Genomic DNA, 18,150 nt, shown 5'->3' on the forward strand with positions numbered 1-18,150 from the left:
GACGCTATCATGACAATCATCAAGGGCATCAAGCAGTTGGCGCTAAACGGTGGTCAAGAGAGAGGCTTCTCCGGGGCTGGAAACACCACTTCGCTGCCGTCGGCGTCAAGCTGACGGATATCGATAGGCCGGCCTTTCTCGTCAAGGGTTACCAGGCCAATACCGCTGGCATTCCACAGCCGCTCACCGGCGCTGGCACGGTCAGGGTCGCGGGGGTGAACGCTTAGCTTACGGCGCTTGGTAAATATATTGAGAGGCGACCAAGGGGCGTAGAGCCAGCGGTTGAGGCGGTCAAAGGTATTGAGCAGGTTTTTGGGGAAGGTATTTTTGATCCCGCTCGAGGTAATTTGCCACAGGTGGGGCGCGCGGCGCTGATGGCGAACCACAATGTCGTAGACAAACGAGTAGTGCACATCCCCAGACAAAATCACATAGTTGCCGGGGGTTTTGGAGTGCCGCCAAATCTGCAACAGCGTATTGGCCGCGCCCCTATGGGCCATCCAGTTTTCGGCGTCTACCACCAGCGGCTTACCGGCGAGGGTAAACAGCTTTTGGATTCCCTCTATCAGCTTGACACCGAACATCGGCGCGGGAGAGACAATCACCGCGCTCTTGGCGCCCATTAGTGCCTGCTGCATCTCCATTAGCGCCTCCCAGTCCATCAAGCCTGAAGGCCGATGCGGGCTGCGTTCGCTGCGCCAGCGGCGGGTGCGGGTATCGAGCACAATCAGCGCGGGGGTGCCCTGCACCTGAAACTCCCAACCCTGAAAACGCAGCAGCCGTTCAATTAGCCCATCCTGCTCAGCGCAGACTAGCGGTTGGTCGCCATCGCCCATCAGCGTCGAGGCGTGGTGGACTAACGGATTCATTTTATCCGGGTCATTACCCCAGGCTTGGCAGAGCAGATACGCTACCAGAGCGTTACCGATAATGCGTTTAGAGAACGGATGCCCGTAGGCGGCGCGCTCCCAATCGGCGGTCAGGTTCCAGTCGTCGGTGACATCATGGTCGTCGAAGATCATCAGGCTGGGCAGATGCGCCATCAGTCGCGCGCACTGGGGCAAACCGTCAACAAAGGTATTGATCACCGCCTGTTCCTGACGATACAGCTCGGCGTCTTTTTCATCCAAGACAGGCGCTTCAGGGGCAATCACTTGCCAGGGCGTCGGCGACCACACCAGGCAGTACATGGCGAGCATTTCGGCCAGCGTCATCAAATGGTTATGGGCATTCGCCGAGGTAAACACCGGCTTTTTGACACCGCCGAAAAAGCGTTCGCGCAGCGCCGCGTTGCTGGTCACATCGGGCAGCAGCTGCGCACGCCGGTAATAGCTATCAGGCGACTGATAAAGCGCCTGACTATCATCCACTGTAGCGCCTTCCAGCCACTCATCCACCAACCCTAGCCGTTCAATCAGCGCATGCAGGGCGCGCAGCATTGGCCCTGCCACGTCATCGGCGTACACCTGGTCACCGGTCATCAACAGCCAGGCGGGCCATTCGGTGGGCGCTGACTGCTGTTCGGCAAGCCAACTATCGGCACGCACCAAGCCATCGGCACTATCGTGATGAGGCTTGCGACAGGAGCCGTGCATCAGACGGTGATGGCGCGAGGCAATCACAAAAGCGGGATAGGCGGCACCGTCATAACACAGCCACGGCGCCCATTCGGGCAGAGAGCGCCAATCACCCTGCGGGGATTCCACCTGCAGGTCGTATTCGATGCGCTCGTCGCAGGGCAGCGCTGACTCAAGCTCGCAATCGATCAGGTAAATAAATGCTCGTTCACCGATAGCGATGCATTGCTGGTGGTGCGCCAAACCAATCGTTTGGCTATCGATGCGCCCTGGGCGCAGCACCAAGGCCATGTTCAGCGGCCGGGTGGCGACCAGCCAAAGCACCAAACGGGTAGTACTGATGCGTCTTAACAGGGGGCCGGCGACTATATCGGGCATCGTATCTGTGCCATTCATTCGATGCGGTCTCCATTATTAATATGAGACGATTATGCGCGACGAGTACGCGCAACGACGGGCAGCTCGATCACCACTTGCAGCCCGCCAGTGCTGGCACGGCTCAGCTGCATATGGCCGCTGTAGAGAGCAACAAGGTCAGTCACAATGGCCAGCCCCAGGCCGCTGCCCGAGCGTTGTTCGTCCAACCGTTTACCGCGCTGTACCGCCTGCTGGCACTCCGCTTCAGACATGCCGGGGCCATCGTCGCTAACGGTTAAGGTTAACCGCTGCTCGTCAATCGCTACTTGTAGCTGCACATCGCTGTGTGCCCAGCGCAGCGCGTTATCCATCAAGTTGCCCACCAGCTCCTGGATATCCTGATCATCCATATGCACCTTAACGTCAGGTGACCAGGTTTGGCGCAGCGCAATGCCACGGCGCTGGGCAAGTCTGGCTAGCCCATTGAGCAACGGCGTCAGGGTGGCATGTAAATCAATCGGCGCAAAGCGTACGCCCTCGCCTGCTGCTGATGCCCGCGCCAGGTGGTGGCGTACCGCGCTATCCACGCGTGCCAGCTCAACCTCCCAGGCAGCGCGGTTCGCTTCCGGCAGCTGGCGTAGCTGTAGGCGCATCACACTCAGCGGGGTTTTCAGCGCATGGGCAAGGTTGCCAGCGGTATGGCGGCCACGTTCGATCAAGCGCTGATCGCGGGCCAGCACCGCGTTCATTGAGGCAGCCAACGTCGCCAGCTCGTCGGGCAAGCGGGTATCCAGCTGTTCGACATGCCCCTGTTCTACATCGTGCAGATTGGCATGCATACGCCGAAGCGGCGCTAGCCCCCAGCGTACTTGCAGCGCCAATACACCGAGCAACAGCACGCCCAAACCCACTAAACCGCCCCACAAAAGACGTTGAAATTCACCAATATCGCGGGCTAACACATTGTCCCGAGCGGCCACGCTGATATGCAGCGGCGACTCTAGTGGCGCCAGATAAATATCCCGCTCCACCACGCGCAGCGACTGGCCCCGGGGGCCGGGTATCGAGCGGGCGCTAAGGGTGTCATTGTCGATGACCGGCAGGCGCTGATCCCACAGCGAACGCGAAGCCAGGGTATTTTCCGCGCCATCGGTGATTTGCCAGTACCAGCCGGAATAGACATTCTCAAAACGCGGGTCGCCCAGCGCCTGATCATGGACTAGCTGTTGTTCAATATTGTCGTAGGTGACGCCCGCAATGATGACGTTTAGAGTGGCGCCCAGGCGTTCGTCAAAGGCCTGCGTGGCCGAAGTACGGTAATGATGAGACAGCAGCGTGCCCGCGATGGGCAGCGCCAGGCCGACCATTACCAATACGGCCAGCAGTAGCCGCACGCTGATGGAACGTTTTGCCCAGCGATCTTTCCATGCGGTTGTGTCTTGACTCATTCGCTAGCGGGCTCTTCTGCTAATAGCCGATAGCCCTGGCCACGCAGGGTGGCAATGCGCCAACTGCCCAATTTGCGGCGCAGGCGGCTGACCTGAACATCAATCACGTTGGAGTCCGGCTCGTGGTCGCGGTCATAAACGTGTTCTGAAAGCTCGGTACGGCTGACGACCCGCGGCGCGGCGTGCATCAAATAACCCAGCAGACGGGTTTCCTGGGCGGTTAATCCCACCGGGCGACCGGCAAGCGAAACGTGCTGGGTGTGAGTATCCAAACTCAGCTCGCCCACTTTCAGCACCGGGTGGGCATGGCCATGGCTGCGGCGCACCAGGGCACGCAGGCGAAAGAGTACTTCCGCCGATTCGAACGGCTTGGTGACGTAGTCATCGGCGCCGGCGGTAAAGCCTGCGGCTTTATCGGCCCAGCGCTCACGGGCGGTCAGGATCAGCACTGGCAGGTCGATACCATCTTCTCGCCATGCGGAAAGCCAGCGGGTACCATCGCCATCGGGTAGCCCGACATCCAGAATCAGCGTGTCGTAGGCCTCCGTGCGCACTAGGAAATCGGCGTCCTGGCCTGTCGCTGCATGCTCGACTAGCCAATCTCCGTCACGCAGCGCCTGACTTAGCTCACGCGCCAGCGCCTGGTCATCCTCTACCAACAAACACTTCATTGGCTAACTACCCTTCTTTTTATATGGCAAATGATGGCAACGAGCTAGCGGCGCATATCGTTGATACGTACGCCCTCTATCGACATCAGTTGACCGTTATGGCCATCAAATTCAAACTCGACGACTTGCCCTTGCGGGCCAAGCAGCTTGATTTCGTACTCGACATATCCCCCTTCACGCTCAACCTCAACCTCAAGCACTTCACCTATATAGTGGGCTTCCAGCCAATCCAAAATAGAGTCAAGAGGCACCACTTCACCCCGGCGCACTTCGCCGTGCAACGATTCCCAATGCTGGTCACCCACAGCACTGCCCACCAGCAATAGCACTAGGGCTAAACCAGTGACGTTGCGACGAGTGCCTCGTTGGAAGCTGCGCAGCGGTTTAATAAGATGGCAGAAGAGTTTACGCATGGCGCCAGCATGCCAAAAGCAACATGAACGCTAGATGAACAGTTTTGTCAGCTTAAGGAAAGTATTGCAGTGGTATAAATTCCCTGTCGCATTCGCTGAATGCCGTTTATGCACTGTTGTATAAACATAGTTGTATAAGCATAGTTGTATAAACATTGACGTATAGACACTCACGTTTAAATACGTAAAGAAGGAATTTGCTATGAATACCATGAAAAAAATGCTGCTGATCCCGACCTCTGCTCTACTGCTTGCCGCGGCTGCTGGCAGTGCCCAGGCCGACTCGCTGCCGATGGATCGCATCGATGACGTATTGACCCACGCCAATGATTACGGTTTCAGCCACTACGAAGAAGTTAGCATTAAAAGCCGTGGCCGTGTGGAAGTAGAAGGCTGGCTGGATGATGAATGGTACGCCGATGTGGAAATCTCCCTCGACAACGGTGACACGCTAAAAGAGAAGCGTGAGCGCCTGATTAGCGGTGCCTGGGGCATGAGCGAAGACGATATTCGCCAAGCGTTAGACGTTGCCAGCCAAGAAGGCATGGTCGAGTTTGAAGACCTCGACATCGATAGAAGCGGCATCATCGATATCGAAGGCCGCGATGAAAATGGCCGCGAACTAGAAATCAGCGTTCGTCAGGGCTCTTCCGACGTTACCCAAATTGATCGCGACTAATAACGTTAGCTAAAACTGTTAGCTAATCGCTTTGCGGGCTCCCTACGGGGAGCCCGCTGCGTTTATGGTAGGCTGTTCAATCATGTAGCTAACTTTATAGTGCCAACCTTATCAAGGTGCTGGGGAGAAATCCGTGCTGAACGATAGCCTTCATGGCGTGCTGGAGAATGAAGCACTCGGCAACGCGATGTCAGTACTAAACACGGAGTCAGAATTAAGCACAGTGTCAGCACTGAGAGACTTAGCTTGGTTGGTCGCCACGCCTGACCTGGTTGAGCTGCCGCCCCCCATCCCTTGCGCTGGGCGCCCGACACTTAAAGAGCTAGGCTTGGCGAATGCTCTACTGCCCTGGCTGCGCCAGCTTGGCCGACCGCCATTGGCCGCTTTGAACGGCAGCCGCGCTACCCGCATGGGCCATTACCACGAACGCCTGTGGCACACGCTGTTAGACCATGCACCCAATACGCGATTGCTCGCCCGAAACGTGCGCATCACCCGCAAGCGCACTACCTTAGGCGAGTTGGATATGCTCTATCGCACCCGCGATAACCCGGCGCCGGTGCATTTGGAAGTGGCGATCAAGTTCTACCTGGGGCTACCTGAAGGGCCTGGCGCGCCCACCAGCCAAAGCCGCTGGATTGGCCCCGGCGGGCTGGATAGCCTGGCGCTCAAGTGCACTCATTTACAGCGCCACCAACTGCCACTCTCCAACACACTACCCGCGCTGGAAACGCTCGCCCATTGGTTAACGCCACGAGATCTGGGCGTTTCTCAAGCAAGTTTAAGCGAACAGTTAACCCAACGGCTGGCAATGCCTGGCGTGCTGTATTACCCCTGGCACGCGAAGATGCCAGCCCCGGAGGGGGCAACAGCAGATCATCGCCGAGGCACCTGGTGCTATTTGCGCGATTGGCCTGAGCTGGCAGCCAGCCTTCCCGCCATGCCGAAGATGGTATGGCTGGAAAAACCCCACTGGCTGTCACCGCCACTGCGCAGCGCTTTTCGGCCAGCGGCGGAGGTGCTGCCAGCGATTATCGAAAAGGTTCACGCTTGGCGCTCACCTCAACAGGTGATGCTCTGTTACTCGGAGGAGGCACCAGAGGAACAGCGCTATGAACGGCTCTTTTTAGTGCCCGACGACTGGCCACGGCAAGTGCCACTACCGCCCCGAGGTAGGGGTTAAATAACCACCTTCGCGGCTAAATCACCACCAAGTTATCGCGATGAATCAGCTCATGAGCTTCCACGTAGCCGAGGATCGCCTCAATCTGGTGGCTGGGCTGCCCGGCCAACTGGCGTGCTTCATCGGCGCCGTAGTTGACCAAGCCTTTGGCTACTGAGGCGCCCTGCTCATCCACGCATACCACCATATCGCCACGCTTAAAGCTGCCCTGCACATCGCGCACGCCGACCGCCAGCAGGCTTGAGCCTTTATCGCGCAGCACTTTGACCGCCCCGGCATCCAACACCAGCGTACCGCGCACCTGCAGCTGGCCCGCCAGCCAGCGCTTGCGCGCCGCCATGGGTACCTGATCAGGGCGCAGCAACGTGCCCAACGCCTCGCCGGCCATTATCCGATTAATAGCATCAGGCTGGCGGCCGCTGGCAATGACCGTGACCGCCCCAGAGCGCGCCGCCAACTGCGCCGCGCGTACTTTGGTGCTCATACCGCCGCGACCCAGCGCTCCGCCGCTGCCTGCGACGGCGGCTAAGCGCGGGTCATCGGCGCGCCCTTCGGCAATCATCTGGGCATTGGGGTTGTGGCGTGGATCGGCGTCAAACAGGCCTTCCTGGTCGGTTAGCAACAGCAGCGCGTCCGCTTCCAGTAGATTGGCGACCAGCGCCCCAAGCGTATCGTTATCGCCAAAGCGGATCTCATCGGTAACCACGGTGTCGTTTTCATTTATCACCGGCACTACGCGCATTTCTACCAGGGTGCGTAGCGCTGAAAGGGCATTCAGGTAGCGCTTACGGTTGGAAAGATCGTCGTGGGTAAGCAGGATTTGCGCGGTGAGCATGTCATGGCGAGCAAAATGATTTTCATAGCACTGGGTCAAGACGTTTTGACCCACCGCCGCAGCGGCCTGGAGCTCGTGCACAGCACTAGGGCGCACCTGCCAGCCAAGACGCACCATGCCCGCTGCCACGGCGCCGGAAGAGACCAGCACCACTTCAATCCCCTGCTGGTGCAAGGCGGCGATTTGATCCACCCAGCCGCCAATAGCGGCTTCGTCCAGGCCGCGGCCATCGTTGGTAAGCAGCGCACTGCCGATTTTGACCACGACTCGCCGTGCACGGCTAAGCGCGCTGCGTCCTAGTACTTGCTCGTTATTTTCCATGCGACCCCACCTCAATCAGGCACTTACAAAAGGGGCCGCGCGAACGCAGCCCCCTTTTAGCTTATAACTTTAAGCTTACTACCGAATGCACCCATTCAATACCACTAAGGCGCGTACTCGACTTCAACATCGTAATCATCGTCGTCGAAATCTTCGTCATCTTCATCGTCGCGCTTACGTCGACGACCCAAACGATCTTCGGTACGCGCAACCGACTCCTCTTCCATCCGGCGGCGCATCTCTTCTTCACGCGCCAGCGCCTCTTCATCTTCGTTCTCAAGGCGGCGCTGCTCGGTCAACCAGCGGTAGGCCGCTTGCACCAGCTTATCGGTGCCGTCGCTGCTGATCGCCGAAATGCGGAATACCGGGCCTTCCCAGTTCAGCGCCTGGATAATCTTCTGGGCACGCTCTTCACGCTCATCTTCCGGCAGCAGGTCAAACTTGTTCAGCACCAGCCAACGTGGCCGCTCGGAAAGCGCTGGCGAGAACTGCCCCAACTCGTGAACAATGGCCTTGGCCGCTTCCACCGGGTCAGACTCATCAAACGGCGCGACGTCGACCACGTGGAACAGCAGACGCGTGCGGGTCAGGTGCTTCAAAAAGCGCAGCCCCAAACCAGCACCTTCAGACGCCCCTTCGATCAAGCCCGGTACGTCGGCCATCACAAAGTGCTCGTGCATACCCAGCTTTACCACGCCTAGGTTAGGCACCAAGGTAGTAAACGGGTAGTTGGCGACCTTGGGCTTGGCAGCGGACACCGAGCGAATCAGCGTCGATTTACCCGCGTTGGGCATGCCCAGCAGGCCCACATCGGCCATCACCTTCATTTCCAGGCGCAAATTGCGACGGTCGCCATCGGTACCTGGCGTGGTGCGACGCGGCGCGCGATTGGTCGACGACTTAAAGTGGATATTACCCAACCCACGTCGACCACCTTCACCTACCAACACGACCTGACCAATTTCGGTCACATCAGCGATGACTTCCAAGGTGTCTTCATCAATCACCGTGGTGCCCACCGGCACTTTAACGTGCAGGTCTTCACCGGCCTTGCCGCTCATCTGACGGCCCATGCCGCCCTGGCCGTTCTGGGCTTTATAGAAGCGCTGGAATTTAAAATCGATCAGGGTGTTAAGCGCGTCGTCACCAATCAGGTAAACGCTACCACCATGGCCGCCATCGCCCCCATCGGGGCCGCCCCTGGGCACATATTTTTCGCGGCGAAAGCTCAGACAGCCATTGCCGCCTTTGCCTGCCTCAACAATAATCGAGGCTTCATCGACGAACTGCATTGGATTCTCCCGGCCGCTTCCGCCGCCCTAATATGCACTACTTTTTTTCTTCACCCTGCATTCCCAACAGCCTGCTGATATAGAACTGTGGAAACACGGATTGGAAAACAGATTTAACCGACAAAAAAGCCCCGCCATAGCGGGGCCTTTTTTTCTCGCAACCGCGAGCATAGCACTAGCCGTTTAGGCAGAAACGATGCTAACAAACTTGCGGTTTTTCGGGCCTTTGGTCTCGAACTTCACAAAACCGTCGCTCAGTGCGAACAGTGTGTGGTCACGACCAAGGCCAACGCCTGTGCCCGCGTGGAAACGCGTGCCGCGCTGACGAACGATGATGTTACCCGCAGTCGCCGCTTGGCCACCGAAGAGTTTCACACCTAAGCGTTTGGACTCGGAATCGCGACCGTTACGCGTGGAGCCAGCTGCCTTTTTATGTGCCATTGCAAAATCCTCCTAAGGGAATTGACCGCTTACGCAGAAATTCCGGTAATTTTGACTTCAGTGAACCACTGGCGGTGGCCCTGACGCTTCATGTGGTGCTTACGACGACGGAACTTAATGATGGTAACTTTATCGCCACGGCCGTGGGAAACCACTTCGGCAGAGACTTTAGCACCACTGAGCATCGGCGCACCGATGTTGAAGTCATCGCCGTCTGCGACCATCAGCACTTCGTCAAACTCAATCGTTTCGCCGGTAGCGACTTCGATTTTCTCAAGCTTGAGGGTTTGACCTTCTTGAACGCGGTACTGCTTACCACCGCTTTTGATAACTGCGTACATGTCGCTCTCCGGACTGTCGTTAATGCCGTTCTAACGGTTAAACGGCACTCATCTCCTACGCTCTTTCGAGTCGTGCTCTTATCGACCTGCTGCGAGTGGCGCCCCTTTTGGAGCCATCTGACAGGGAGCAAGATGAGTGGGTCGCGGATTATAGCGACTATCTACTCTTACCACAAGACTACTGATCAATGTCAATTGCCAATGATGACTAATGCGATACCTTAAACCTTGTACGTATCTTGACGCCCAACAGGCAGCCCCATAGCATGGCTCCAACGACGTAACCACAGCTACGTGAAACAACTACGTAACACAAACTACGTAACACAACTTCGGGCGGCACTTCCCGCCTCCATCTGCCGCGATGAACGTATCCCATGACCGCTAACGCTTCCTCAGCACAGCCTGACAGCCCAACGCCTTCACCGCTGCACGCCGTGGTGGCCGATGATTTCGCAGCCGTCAACCGGACGATTGTCGAACAGCTTAACTCCAAAGTGCCGTTGGTCGAAACCATCGGCCAGTACATCACCGAAAGCGGTGGCAAGCGTTTGCGCCCTTTGTTGGCGTTACTCGCCGCCCGATCCCTCAACTATACCGGCGATAAACATATTCCGCTGGCCACGTTGATTGAGTTTATGCACACCTCCACGCTGCTCCACGATGACGTGGTGGATGAGTCGCATATGCGCCGGGGCAAGAAAACCGCCAACGATGCCTGGGGCAATGCACCTTCGGTACTGGTCGGTGACTTTCTTTATGCCCGCTCGTTTCAGATGATGGTGGATGTGGGCTCCATGCGCATTATGGCGATTCTCTCTGGCGCCACCTGCATCATCGCGGAAGGGGAAGTGCTGCAGTTGACCAACATTGGCAACCCCAGCATCTCTGAAGAAGATTATTTCGAGACCATTTTGGGTAAAACCGCCAAATTATTCGAAGCGGCTTCCCACAGCGGCGCGGTGCTGGCAGAAGCTACGCCGGAGCAGGAGCAGGCGCTCCAGTATTATGGCCGCTACCTGGGCCTCGCCTTCCAGCTTATTGACGACCTGCTGGATTACCAGGGCGACGCCGAGGCCATGGGCAAAAATGTCGGCGACGACCTCGCCGAAGGCAAGCCAACGCTGCCGCTGATCCACGCCATGGAGCAAGGCACACCGGAACAGGCCAAGCTGATTCGTCAGGTGATTCGCGATGGCGGGCTTGAGCAGCTCGACGCCGTGCTGGAAATTGTTCACGCTACCGGCGCACTCGACTACACCCGCCAGCGCGCCGAAGAGATGGCCGATAAAGCGCTACAGCAATTGGATGCCCTACCGCCCAGTGCCTACCGCGACAGCATGGCCCAGTTAGCCCGCTTAGCGGTTGATCGCCAAGCATAAAATTTGCCGCACCACGCCGCCGAGGACTTGAAAAAACACCTCTAGCTAAGTATGATCCACCTCCGTTGTTGAGCACAGGCAAACACAGCTCGGCAACATTCGGAATATAGCTCAGCTTGGTAGAGCGCTGCCTTCGGGAGGCAGAGGTCGTAGGTTCGAATCCTGCTATTCCGACCAAATATTCTATGAAAAACGGCCACTTAGCTAACACAGCAGGTGGCCGTTTTTTTTGCGCAATGTTTTCTATTCCTAAACTCAGCTTGACTCCCAAAAAGGGAGAAACTAAAATACTCCCAAAATGGGAGGCCGCATGAGGGTTATCGCTAAGCGAACGTTGCGTCAGTTTTGGGAGCTGGGTTTCGTCGATGCCGAAACACCTCTCACTGAGTGGTACAACATGATGAGTAAAGCCTCATGGGCAACTCCTCAGGCGCTCAAAGCTGAGATTGGCACGGCCAGCATCCTCAAAGGAAGCAGGGTCGTTTTTAATATCGGCGGTAACAAATACCGAGTGATTGTCTCTATTCGATACACGCAGCAGATTGCCTGGATTCGATTTGTTGGCACGCATCAACAGTACGATCAGGTAAATGCGGAGACTATATGATGAATATCCAACCTATCCGAAACGATGCCGACCTTGATCGCGCATTTGCCCGCCTGGAAGAGCTGTGGGCCGCAGAAGATGGGACTGCAGAAGCTGATGAGCTTGAAGTACTCTCTATTTTGATCGAGAAGTACGAAAATGAGCACTATCCTATCGGCCCCTCGGATCCCATAGAAGCAATTAAATTCCGCATGGAGCAGCAGGGGCTGACCCAGCGTGACTTAGAGACTTATATCGGTAGCAGTGGTCGTGTATCAGAAGTACTTAATCGTCGCAGGGGCTTGAGCCTCGCCATGATCAAACGCCTGCATAACGGGCTGAAAATCCCATACGAGAGCCTTATGGCTGATACCGCCGCTTGATCCGATCAGCTGCATTTCCCCTAATTAGCATCAATCTCATTATGCCGCGATTGACGCGGCATAATCATTTCTAATTGAGCGGAGTCAAACACTGTCGATTAGCAACGTTGAGTAAAGTAGCCTGCTAACAACTATGCTACGATGAGCGTTTGTGTATGAACCTTCTTACTTTTCATTTGATGTGGAAGCCGACCCATTAGCCAGTTAACGCATATTAAGGCCGTACTCCTCTTCGCCAGCACCATGACCGTGATGTCGGGGGCGATTATCGCGCCTGCGCTGCCGGGTATCAGCCGTCACTTTCCTGACCAGCCGCAGGTGCTGATCCAGCTCATTCTGACCATTCCGGCGCTGATGATTACCCTGTTCAGCCCGCTGATGGGCTATTTGGCCGATCGGTTTGGGCGCAAAAAACTGCTGCTGACGATGCTGTTTATCTACGGTTTTGCCGGGGTATCGGGCTTTTTCATCGACCGAGTGGACTTGCTACTCAGCTCGCGGGCACTAATGGGAATAGCGGTAGCGGGCATTCTTAGCATTAGCACCACGCTGGTGGGGGATTATTTCGATAGCGCCGAACGCGCGCGCTTTTTGGGATTGCAGAGCAGCTGCATGGCCTTGGGCGGGGTTATCTTTATCAACCTTGGCGGGATACTTTCCGACTGGAGTTGGCGGGGCCCGTTTTTACTCTACCTAACCGGCGTGCTGTTACTGCCCTATGCCTGGGCAATGCTTAAAGAACCTCGCATTCAGAGCACCACGAACACTGGCGTTACCGATGCCCCCGTTAAGGTGGATGTTGGGCGTACTGCGCTGGGTTACTTTATCGCCATGATCAGCATGGCGATGTTTTATATGTTCCCCGCCCAGTTGCCCTTTTTGCTCTCTCAGCAAGGCCAAATCAGCGGCATGGCAATTGGCATTGCGCTCTCCATGTCAGCACTGACGGCGAGTATCGTTGCCTTTGGTTATGGCTACTACAAACCGTTTCTGTCGGTGATGACGATCTACGTTTTAGGCTTCTTGCTTTCGGCCGCTGGCTTCTTGATCGTTGGTTTTACCAATAGCTACGCCATGGCCATTGTGGGCGCGGCCATCTCGGGCTTTGGCCTGGGCGCCTTTATGCCCAACACTACCACCTGGCTGATGCGCATTACCCCTCAGCGGGTGCGGGGCCGAGTATTTGGCGGCTTTACCTCAACCTTCTTTTTCGGCCAATTTATCTCCCCGGTGGTGGTCGCCTCGGCAATGATTTGGCTAGACTCGTTGCGCAGCGTCTTTATCGCCATGGCGCTGATCTGCTGCCTGTTCGCTATCACCCTGACTATTTTGAGTAAAACGACGCTCCAGGCAGACAGCCAACTTTAAACAGAGACGACGCCCTCCCGGCTAACCAGGGGGGTGGATTAACCCCACCACGCTGACCAGAATCAACACCGCGCCCAGCACACGGAAGAACAGCCCAGTATCCGCTTTCAACATATAGCGGTGGGCTCTTTCGCCCACTAAATGGCCAATAAAAGCGCAGGGCAACAGCCACAGCTGATGAATCAGTTGAAGGTCGACGCCTGCAATCAAGAACGACACCATTTTGATCACTACCAGGATAAACCACAGCACAAACATGGTATCCCGCAGTTGCTCTTTGGCGACGTGAGTGGCGAATACCGCCACAATCAGCGGCGCCCCAATGAGCGAGGTGCCGCTGACATAGCCGCCCAGTGCCAGCAGCACGTAATCCACGTATTTATTCTTGCTCTTAAATGGCCGGTTCAGTACGTAACCAATGGCATAGATGAACACAATGCCGAAAATGATGCTGGTCATGACCTGGGCGGGCAGCGTCAACAGCCCCACCACCCCAATAAGTTTGGGGATAATCATGATTTTCAGAGCTTTGCGTAAATAAACCCAATCAATATTGCTTTCTGCGGGGCTTGTGGCACTGCCCTCTCTTTGCAGTTGGCGATGCCCGTTCCAGGCAATCCAGCTAGAGAAAATCAGCAGATGGATGGCGATAATCGGCAAGAACACCAGGGGTTGATTGGTCACTAAAAGCAAGAAGGGCAACGCCAGCACAGCGCCGCCAAAGCCCAGGCTCGTCCTCACAAAGCCGCTCCAGGCAAAAATCAGCCCGATCAGCGCGTACTGGTACCAGAGTAGATCTGTCATTGGTTCGCCTAACCATCGTCGTTATTGAAAGCCGTTAGTGGGTCATCGTCTCCACGGCCCACCAGGAAGGGAGTAGCGCACATACATTAGCTTGTGCGAAACGATCATCCATTAATACCACAACGCCTTCATCTTCTGGACTGCGAATCACTCGACCTGCGGCCTGAACGACTTTAATCATGCCAGGAATGCGGTAGGTGTAGTCATCCCCCTGACCAAATCGCGCGCTTAAACGTGCTTTAAGCGCTTCGTTGAAGTCGTTAAACGGCGGTAACCCCAGGGTGGCGATAAAGGCGCCGATTAGCCTGTCGCCGGGCAGATCGATACCCTCTGCGAAGGCACCGCCCAGCACCGCAAAGCCGATACTTTTTCCACCGGGGGTAAAACGCGCCAGAAACGCCTCGCGTTCGGCCTCCGGCATCCCGCGGGTTTGGCTGAACACGGGCACCTCCGGGTGCGCCTCGCGAAACCGCGCCAGCGCTGCCGCCAGGTAGGCAAAGCTACTGAAGAACGCCAGGTAGTGGCCTGGTCTGCGCTGATACTGCTGCGCCATGGTGGCGACAATTGGCTCAATGGAGGCGTCCCGATCACGAAAACGGGTGGAAATATCGCACCGTATGCGCACCTCAAGCTGGCGGGCGGCAAATGGCGAAGCTACTTCGCGCCAAACGGTCTTTTCCGGCAAGCCGAGCAGATCCCGGTAGTAGTGGGCAGGTGTTAGCGTTGCCGAGAACAGCACCACCGAGTGAGCGGCGTTAAAACGCGGGGCCAGAAAATCAGCGGGTATCAGATTGCGGAGACCTAGCACCGCCCGCCCCCGCCCGTAGCGGGTAAGATCGCACAGCGAATGCTCGCCAAAGCGCTCAGCGAGGCGGCAGAACGCCAGCGCTTCGAACAGCAGTTCCTGGAGCTCTAGACTGGCGTCTTCAGGGTGCTCACCCAGGTGATCGGTCACCGACGCCCCCACTTGCTGAGCGGCGGATACCAGCTTATCGGGCAGTGTCGTGAGCAGCCGATAGCCTGGCTTACCCGGCTCGCCTGCCTCATCCAGCCCCGCGTCTTTAAGCGACGTGTCATTAAAGAACGTCTCTTTAAACAGTGCCTGCCACTGGCGGGCTAAACGGTTCAAAGGCCGTGAAAGCGCTGGCGGCGCGCCACGGCGCACCCGGTTAAGGCGCTGCTGGTCGAGCTCGGCGCTGTACATGCCGCGGGCGCGCTCCACCAGGTTATGCGCCTCATCGACCAGTACGCCCGTTCGCCAGTCGTTGGCCTGAGCCAGGCCGTGCAGCAACGCGTGGCTGTCGAACCAGTGGTTAACGTCGCCGACGACCACATCCGTCCAACGCGCCAGTTCCTGGCCCAGGTAATACGGGCACACGTCATGAGCCAGTGCCACTTCCCGCAGCGCCTCGCGATCCAGCCAGGCTTGTTCTACGGCCGCTTGCCGGGCGGCTGGCAGCCGGTCGTAAAAGCCTGCCGCCAACGGGCACGACTCGCCGTGGCAGGCGCGGTCGGGGTATTCGCAGGCTTTATCCCGGGCCACCAGTTCCAGCACCCGCAGCGGCTGCGCCTCCTCGCCCGGGCTAGCGCGCAGGGTGGCAAGCGCATCCAGCGCCAAACGGCGACCGGGGGTCTTCATGGTGAGAAAGGCGATACGGTCGAGTTGCTGGCGCGGCATGGCCGAGAGCATGGGGAACAGCGTCGCCACCGTTTTGCCAATGCCCGTGGGCGCCTGAGCAAGCAGGCAGCGCCCGGTACTGGTGGCTTTATAGACGTCTTCAGCGAGCTCGCGTTGGCCAGGGCGAAACGTGCTGTAAGGAAAACGCAGCGTTTGCAGGCGGCTGTCTCGGCGCTGGCGATGGTCGGACTCCTGCTCCGCCCAGGCGAGAAAGCGTTGGCACTGGTCGATAAAAAACGCCTGCAACTCGGTAGCGGACGCCTCCTGACTAAGCAAGGTCTCCTTGCCACTGGCGATCTCCAGGTACACAAGCGTCAAGGTGATATGCTGCAGGCCGCGCTCGGCACACAGCAGCGCGCCGTAGACTTTCACCTGCGCCCAATGCAGCGCGCGCTGGTTTTCGGCCATGCGCTCCAGGCTGCCGCGGTGGGTTTTGACCTCTTCCAGGCGGTTGGCCGTAGGATCGAATCCATCGGCGCGCCCCGTCACCGTCAGCCCCTCAAAGGTGCCTGACAGCGGCAGTTCGGCTATATAGTCTGCCCCGCGGCGGCTGGCCACCAGCGTATGCCCTTGTATACCTTCCTGTGCGCTAGGCGCGGGGGTAAAGCGGTGATCGAGATCGCCTTCTCGGGCGGTAAAATCGCACAGCGCCCGCACTGCCACGCGATAGGTCGCGCTCATGGCGTTGGCTCGGCGCTATCCGCCCAGCGGACATAACATACCGCGACGGGGATCTCGTGACGGTGAAAGAACGTTAGCCAGCGGCGCTGGTTATCCTGCAGCCGGTCACCGGGGCCTTTGACTTCGATCATCCGGTAGCGGGGCTCGCCTGCGGGTGCGTCAGGTATAAACTTAATTAAATCAGGTAGCCCTGTCCGGTTGGCCTTGAGATCGCCCAGCAGCCGCTCAAAACAGACCCGTAAATGTTCAGCTGGGATACACTCAAGCGCCAGCTCGACAAGCGCCTCATCGACAATGGGCCAGTGGACAAAGGGCGACGCCAAGCCGTATTTTTCCTGCCAAGTCGCCTGAATCACCTCGCGGTAGCTGCCGTCTTCCAGCCGCGCCAGGCACGCATCGAAGGCATCACGCCGCCGCGCCACGAAATCGTCGCGGTATAAATCCGCGGGGCCATTGTGAAAGGGGTGAAAGAAAGCACCGGGCAACGGCGCAAATACCGCGGGCCAGCAGAGCAGGCCAAACAGCCCGGTGATCAGGCTGTTTTCCACATAGTAGACCGGCGCGTGCGGCTCACTAAGGGCTTCCACCACAGCCCGCTCGACAAATTGCGGCCCCGGCAGGGTGAGATCCCAACGCTCATGGGCCGGCTCAATGTCGCTCGGCACAGCAGGCAGCTTAAGCCGCCGCCGCAGACGGGGCAGCATCCGCGCCAGCGCCTGGCGCTCGGTTTCGTTGGGGCTGCTCTCAAGGGCTTGGGTGGCCAGCTCAAACGCCGTTTGGTGCTCGCTCAACCGCTCTAGCACCCGCAGCTGGCGAATGCGCGCCTCACTACTACCCGCTTCGTCATAGAGCGTCAGCGCGAGCACTGATTCGCCACTACGCTCCGCCTCGCGGCCCAACTGCAGCAGCAACCGTGCGCGCCGCGTGGCCAGCCAGCGGTTATCCGACGGCGGCGGCACTTCAGGGTGAAGATCGGCGGGAAGCTCGCCCTCATCGAGACGTTGGCGCAAATAATGGAGCGCCAGGTAAGTATCGACTTCCTGGCGCGTTTGAAAGGCGCGGGATTGCGGCGTAAAAGGCACCACCTCAAACCGCTGCAGGCCAAGCTCGGTCAGCACGAACTCCGCCCAATCCTGGCGCAAGTTGCCAAAGAACATTAGGCGCAGCCGGTCACAAATCTCCATTACCTTGAGGCAGACGATTTTATCGTTGCTGTCGGGCCACCATGTTTGCAGCGGTGAGACGCGTGTCAGTTGGCTCGCTAAGGTGTCGTAGAGTGCCGTTTTGGCACTCGACGCGCTAAGCCCAGCGGCACGTACCTCATCGGCTAAAATGTGGCGAAGTTCAGCCAGACGCAGCTGATTAAACAGCTCGCCAATCCCCAGCGCTGGCTGATCATCGACCCACTCCAGCGCTATCAATGGCGCCATCGCAGTCGCGCTGTCGCCAATCTCGGCATAGCTGAGTTTGCTGAGCCGGAACAGCTCGCCTTTGCGCATCACCATGCGCACCAGCAGCGCCTGGGACGCGCGCGGCAAGTTGTCGAATTGATTCAGGAAGTCGCGCTCGCCTGCCGAAAGCAGATCAGCGTGGCGCTCCCCTATCCAATCCACAACGAAGCGGAAGTTCGTCAGGTAGTAGAAGGGATCATCAAGGGAGGCAGTAGGTGTCGCGAAAGCACTGTTCATTTATCCATTGTAACAGTGCGAC

17 protein-coding genes and 1 tRNA gene are annotated in these 18,150 nt (G+C 57.7%); 7 read left to right on the forward strand and 11 right to left on the reverse strand.

Translation table 11 applies throughout. The annotated features are described in order from the left end of the window. Positions 1–53: 53 nt before the first annotated feature. From A6R74_RS13400 to A6R74_RS13415, 4 genes are read right to left on the reverse strand one after another with little or no spacing between them, the layout of a single operon-like run. Positions 54–1,973, reverse strand: coding sequence for an alkaline phosphatase D family protein (locus A6R74_RS13400; protein WP_064235020.1), 1,920 nt, complete (start codon positions 1,971–1,973; stop codon positions 54–56). A gap of 32 nt (positions 1,974–2,005) precedes the next feature. Further along, the gene (locus A6R74_RS13405) at positions 2,006–3,382 is read right to left on the reverse strand and encodes a sensor histidine kinase (protein WP_064235021.1); all 1,377 of its coding nucleotides are present in this window, start codon (positions 3,380–3,382) and stop codon (positions 2,006–2,008) included. After that, positions 3,379–4,053, reverse strand: a complete 675-nt coding sequence (locus A6R74_RS13410) for a winged helix-turn-helix domain-containing protein (RefSeq protein WP_007111880.1) — start codon at positions 4,051–4,053, stop codon at positions 3,379–3,381. Before A6R74_RS13410 ends, A6R74_RS13405 begins: the two co-directional genes overlap by 4 nt. 44 nt (positions 4,054–4,097) lie before the next feature. Further along, positions 4,098–4,466, reverse strand: coding sequence for a PepSY domain-containing protein (locus tag A6R74_RS13415; RefSeq protein WP_064235022.1), 369 nt, complete (start codon positions 4,464–4,466; stop codon positions 4,098–4,100). Between the two features lie 202 nt (positions 4,467–4,668). Here A6R74_RS13415 and A6R74_RS13420 point away from each other — a divergent pair, with 202 nt between their 5' ends. Next, positions 4,669–5,145, forward strand: coding sequence for a hypothetical protein (locus tag A6R74_RS13420; protein WP_064235023.1), 477 nt, complete (start codon positions 4,669–4,671; stop codon positions 5,143–5,145). Positions 5,146–5,332: 187 nt separating this feature from the next. After that, positions 5,333–6,328: a DUF1853 family protein gene (locus A6R74_RS13425; RefSeq protein WP_064235097.1), complete on the forward strand. Its 996-nt coding sequence runs from the start codon at positions 5,333–5,335 to the stop codon at positions 6,326–6,328. A gap of 16 nt (positions 6,329–6,344) precedes the next feature. On the opposite strand, the gene proB is transcribed toward A6R74_RS13425, so the two are convergent. The 4 genes from proB to rplU form a co-directional block, all read right to left on the reverse strand. Beyond that, positions 6,345–7,484 (reverse strand): glutamate 5-kinase, encoded by a 1,140-nt coding sequence (gene proB / locus A6R74_RS13430; RefSeq protein ID WP_064235024.1) that lies wholly within the window; start codon positions 7,482–7,484, stop codon positions 6,345–6,347. Positions 7,485–7,588: 104 nt separating this feature from the next. Beyond that, positions 7,589–8,776 (reverse strand): Obg family GTPase CgtA, encoded by a 1,188-nt coding sequence (cgtA, locus tag A6R74_RS13435; protein ID WP_035582832.1) that lies wholly within the window; start codon positions 8,774–8,776, stop codon positions 7,589–7,591. Positions 8,777–8,959: 183 nt separating this feature from the next. Beyond that, positions 8,960–9,217, reverse strand: coding sequence for a 50S ribosomal protein L27 (gene rpmA / locus A6R74_RS13440; RefSeq protein WP_008957069.1), 258 nt, complete (start codon positions 9,215–9,217; stop codon positions 8,960–8,962). A gap of 29 nt (positions 9,218–9,246) precedes the next feature. After that, positions 9,247–9,558 (reverse strand): 50S ribosomal protein L21, encoded by a 312-nt coding sequence (rplU, locus tag A6R74_RS13445; RefSeq protein WP_035582831.1) that lies wholly within the window; start codon positions 9,556–9,558, stop codon positions 9,247–9,249. A 377-nt stretch (positions 9,559–9,935) separates the two neighbouring features. On the opposite strand from rplU, the gene ispB reads away from it, so the two are divergent. The 5 genes from ispB to A6R74_RS13470 all read left to right on the forward strand — a co-directional run bounded on the left by ispB (position 9,936) and on the right by A6R74_RS13470 (position 13,277). After that, complete coding sequence (ispB, locus tag A6R74_RS13450) at positions 9,936–10,940, forward strand: octaprenyl diphosphate synthase (protein ID WP_064235025.1); 1,005 nt, start codon at positions 9,936–9,938, stop codon at positions 10,938–10,940. A 100-nt stretch (positions 10,941–11,040) separates the two neighbouring features. After that, positions 11,041–11,117: transfer RNA gene (locus tag A6R74_RS13455), tRNA-Pro, on the forward strand. A 133-nt stretch (positions 11,118–11,250) separates the two neighbouring features. After that, entirely contained in the window at positions 11,251–11,547 is a 297-nt protein-coding gene (locus tag A6R74_RS13460) for a type II toxin-antitoxin system HigB family toxin (RefSeq protein ID WP_064235026.1), read from the forward strand. Next, entirely contained in the window at positions 11,547–11,909 is a 363-nt protein-coding gene (locus A6R74_RS13465) for a helix-turn-helix domain-containing protein (RefSeq protein ID WP_064235027.1), read from the forward strand. The genes A6R74_RS13460 and A6R74_RS13465 overlap by 1 nt, the downstream gene beginning before the upstream one ends. A gap of 213 nt (positions 11,910–12,122) precedes the next feature. Continuing rightward, the gene (locus A6R74_RS13470; RefSeq protein ID WP_373557064.1) at positions 12,123–13,277 is read left to right on the forward strand and encodes an MFS transporter; all 1,155 of its coding nucleotides are present in this window, start codon (positions 12,123–12,125) and stop codon (positions 13,275–13,277) included. A gap of 21 nt (positions 13,278–13,298) precedes the next feature. Here the strand turns inward: A6R74_RS13470 and A6R74_RS13475 are convergent, their stop codons facing one another. Genes A6R74_RS13475 through A6R74_RS13485 form a run of 3 tightly spaced genes read right to left on the reverse strand, consistent with a single transcriptional unit; the run spans position 13,299 to position 18,128 of the window. Then, entirely contained in the window at positions 13,299–14,081 is a 783-nt protein-coding gene (locus tag A6R74_RS13475) for a sulfite exporter TauE/SafE family protein (RefSeq protein WP_064235029.1), read from the reverse strand. Positions 14,082–14,115: 34 nt separating this feature from the next. After that, on the reverse strand, positions 14,116–16,440 hold the full coding sequence (locus A6R74_RS13480) for an ATP-dependent DNA helicase (protein ID WP_064235030.1): 2,325 nt from the start codon (positions 16,438–16,440) through the stop codon (positions 14,116–14,118). Beyond that, positions 16,437–18,128, reverse strand: coding sequence for a VRR-NUC domain-containing protein (locus A6R74_RS13485; protein WP_064235031.1), 1,692 nt, complete (start codon positions 18,126–18,128; stop codon positions 16,437–16,439). Before A6R74_RS13485 ends, A6R74_RS13480 begins: the two co-directional genes overlap by 4 nt. Positions 18,129–18,150: the final 22 nt, after the last annotated feature.

It is taken from the genome of Halomonas sp. ALS9, from assembly GCF_001651035.1.
Classification (GTDB): Bacteria; Pseudomonadota; Gammaproteobacteria; order Pseudomonadales; family Halomonadaceae; genus Vreelandella.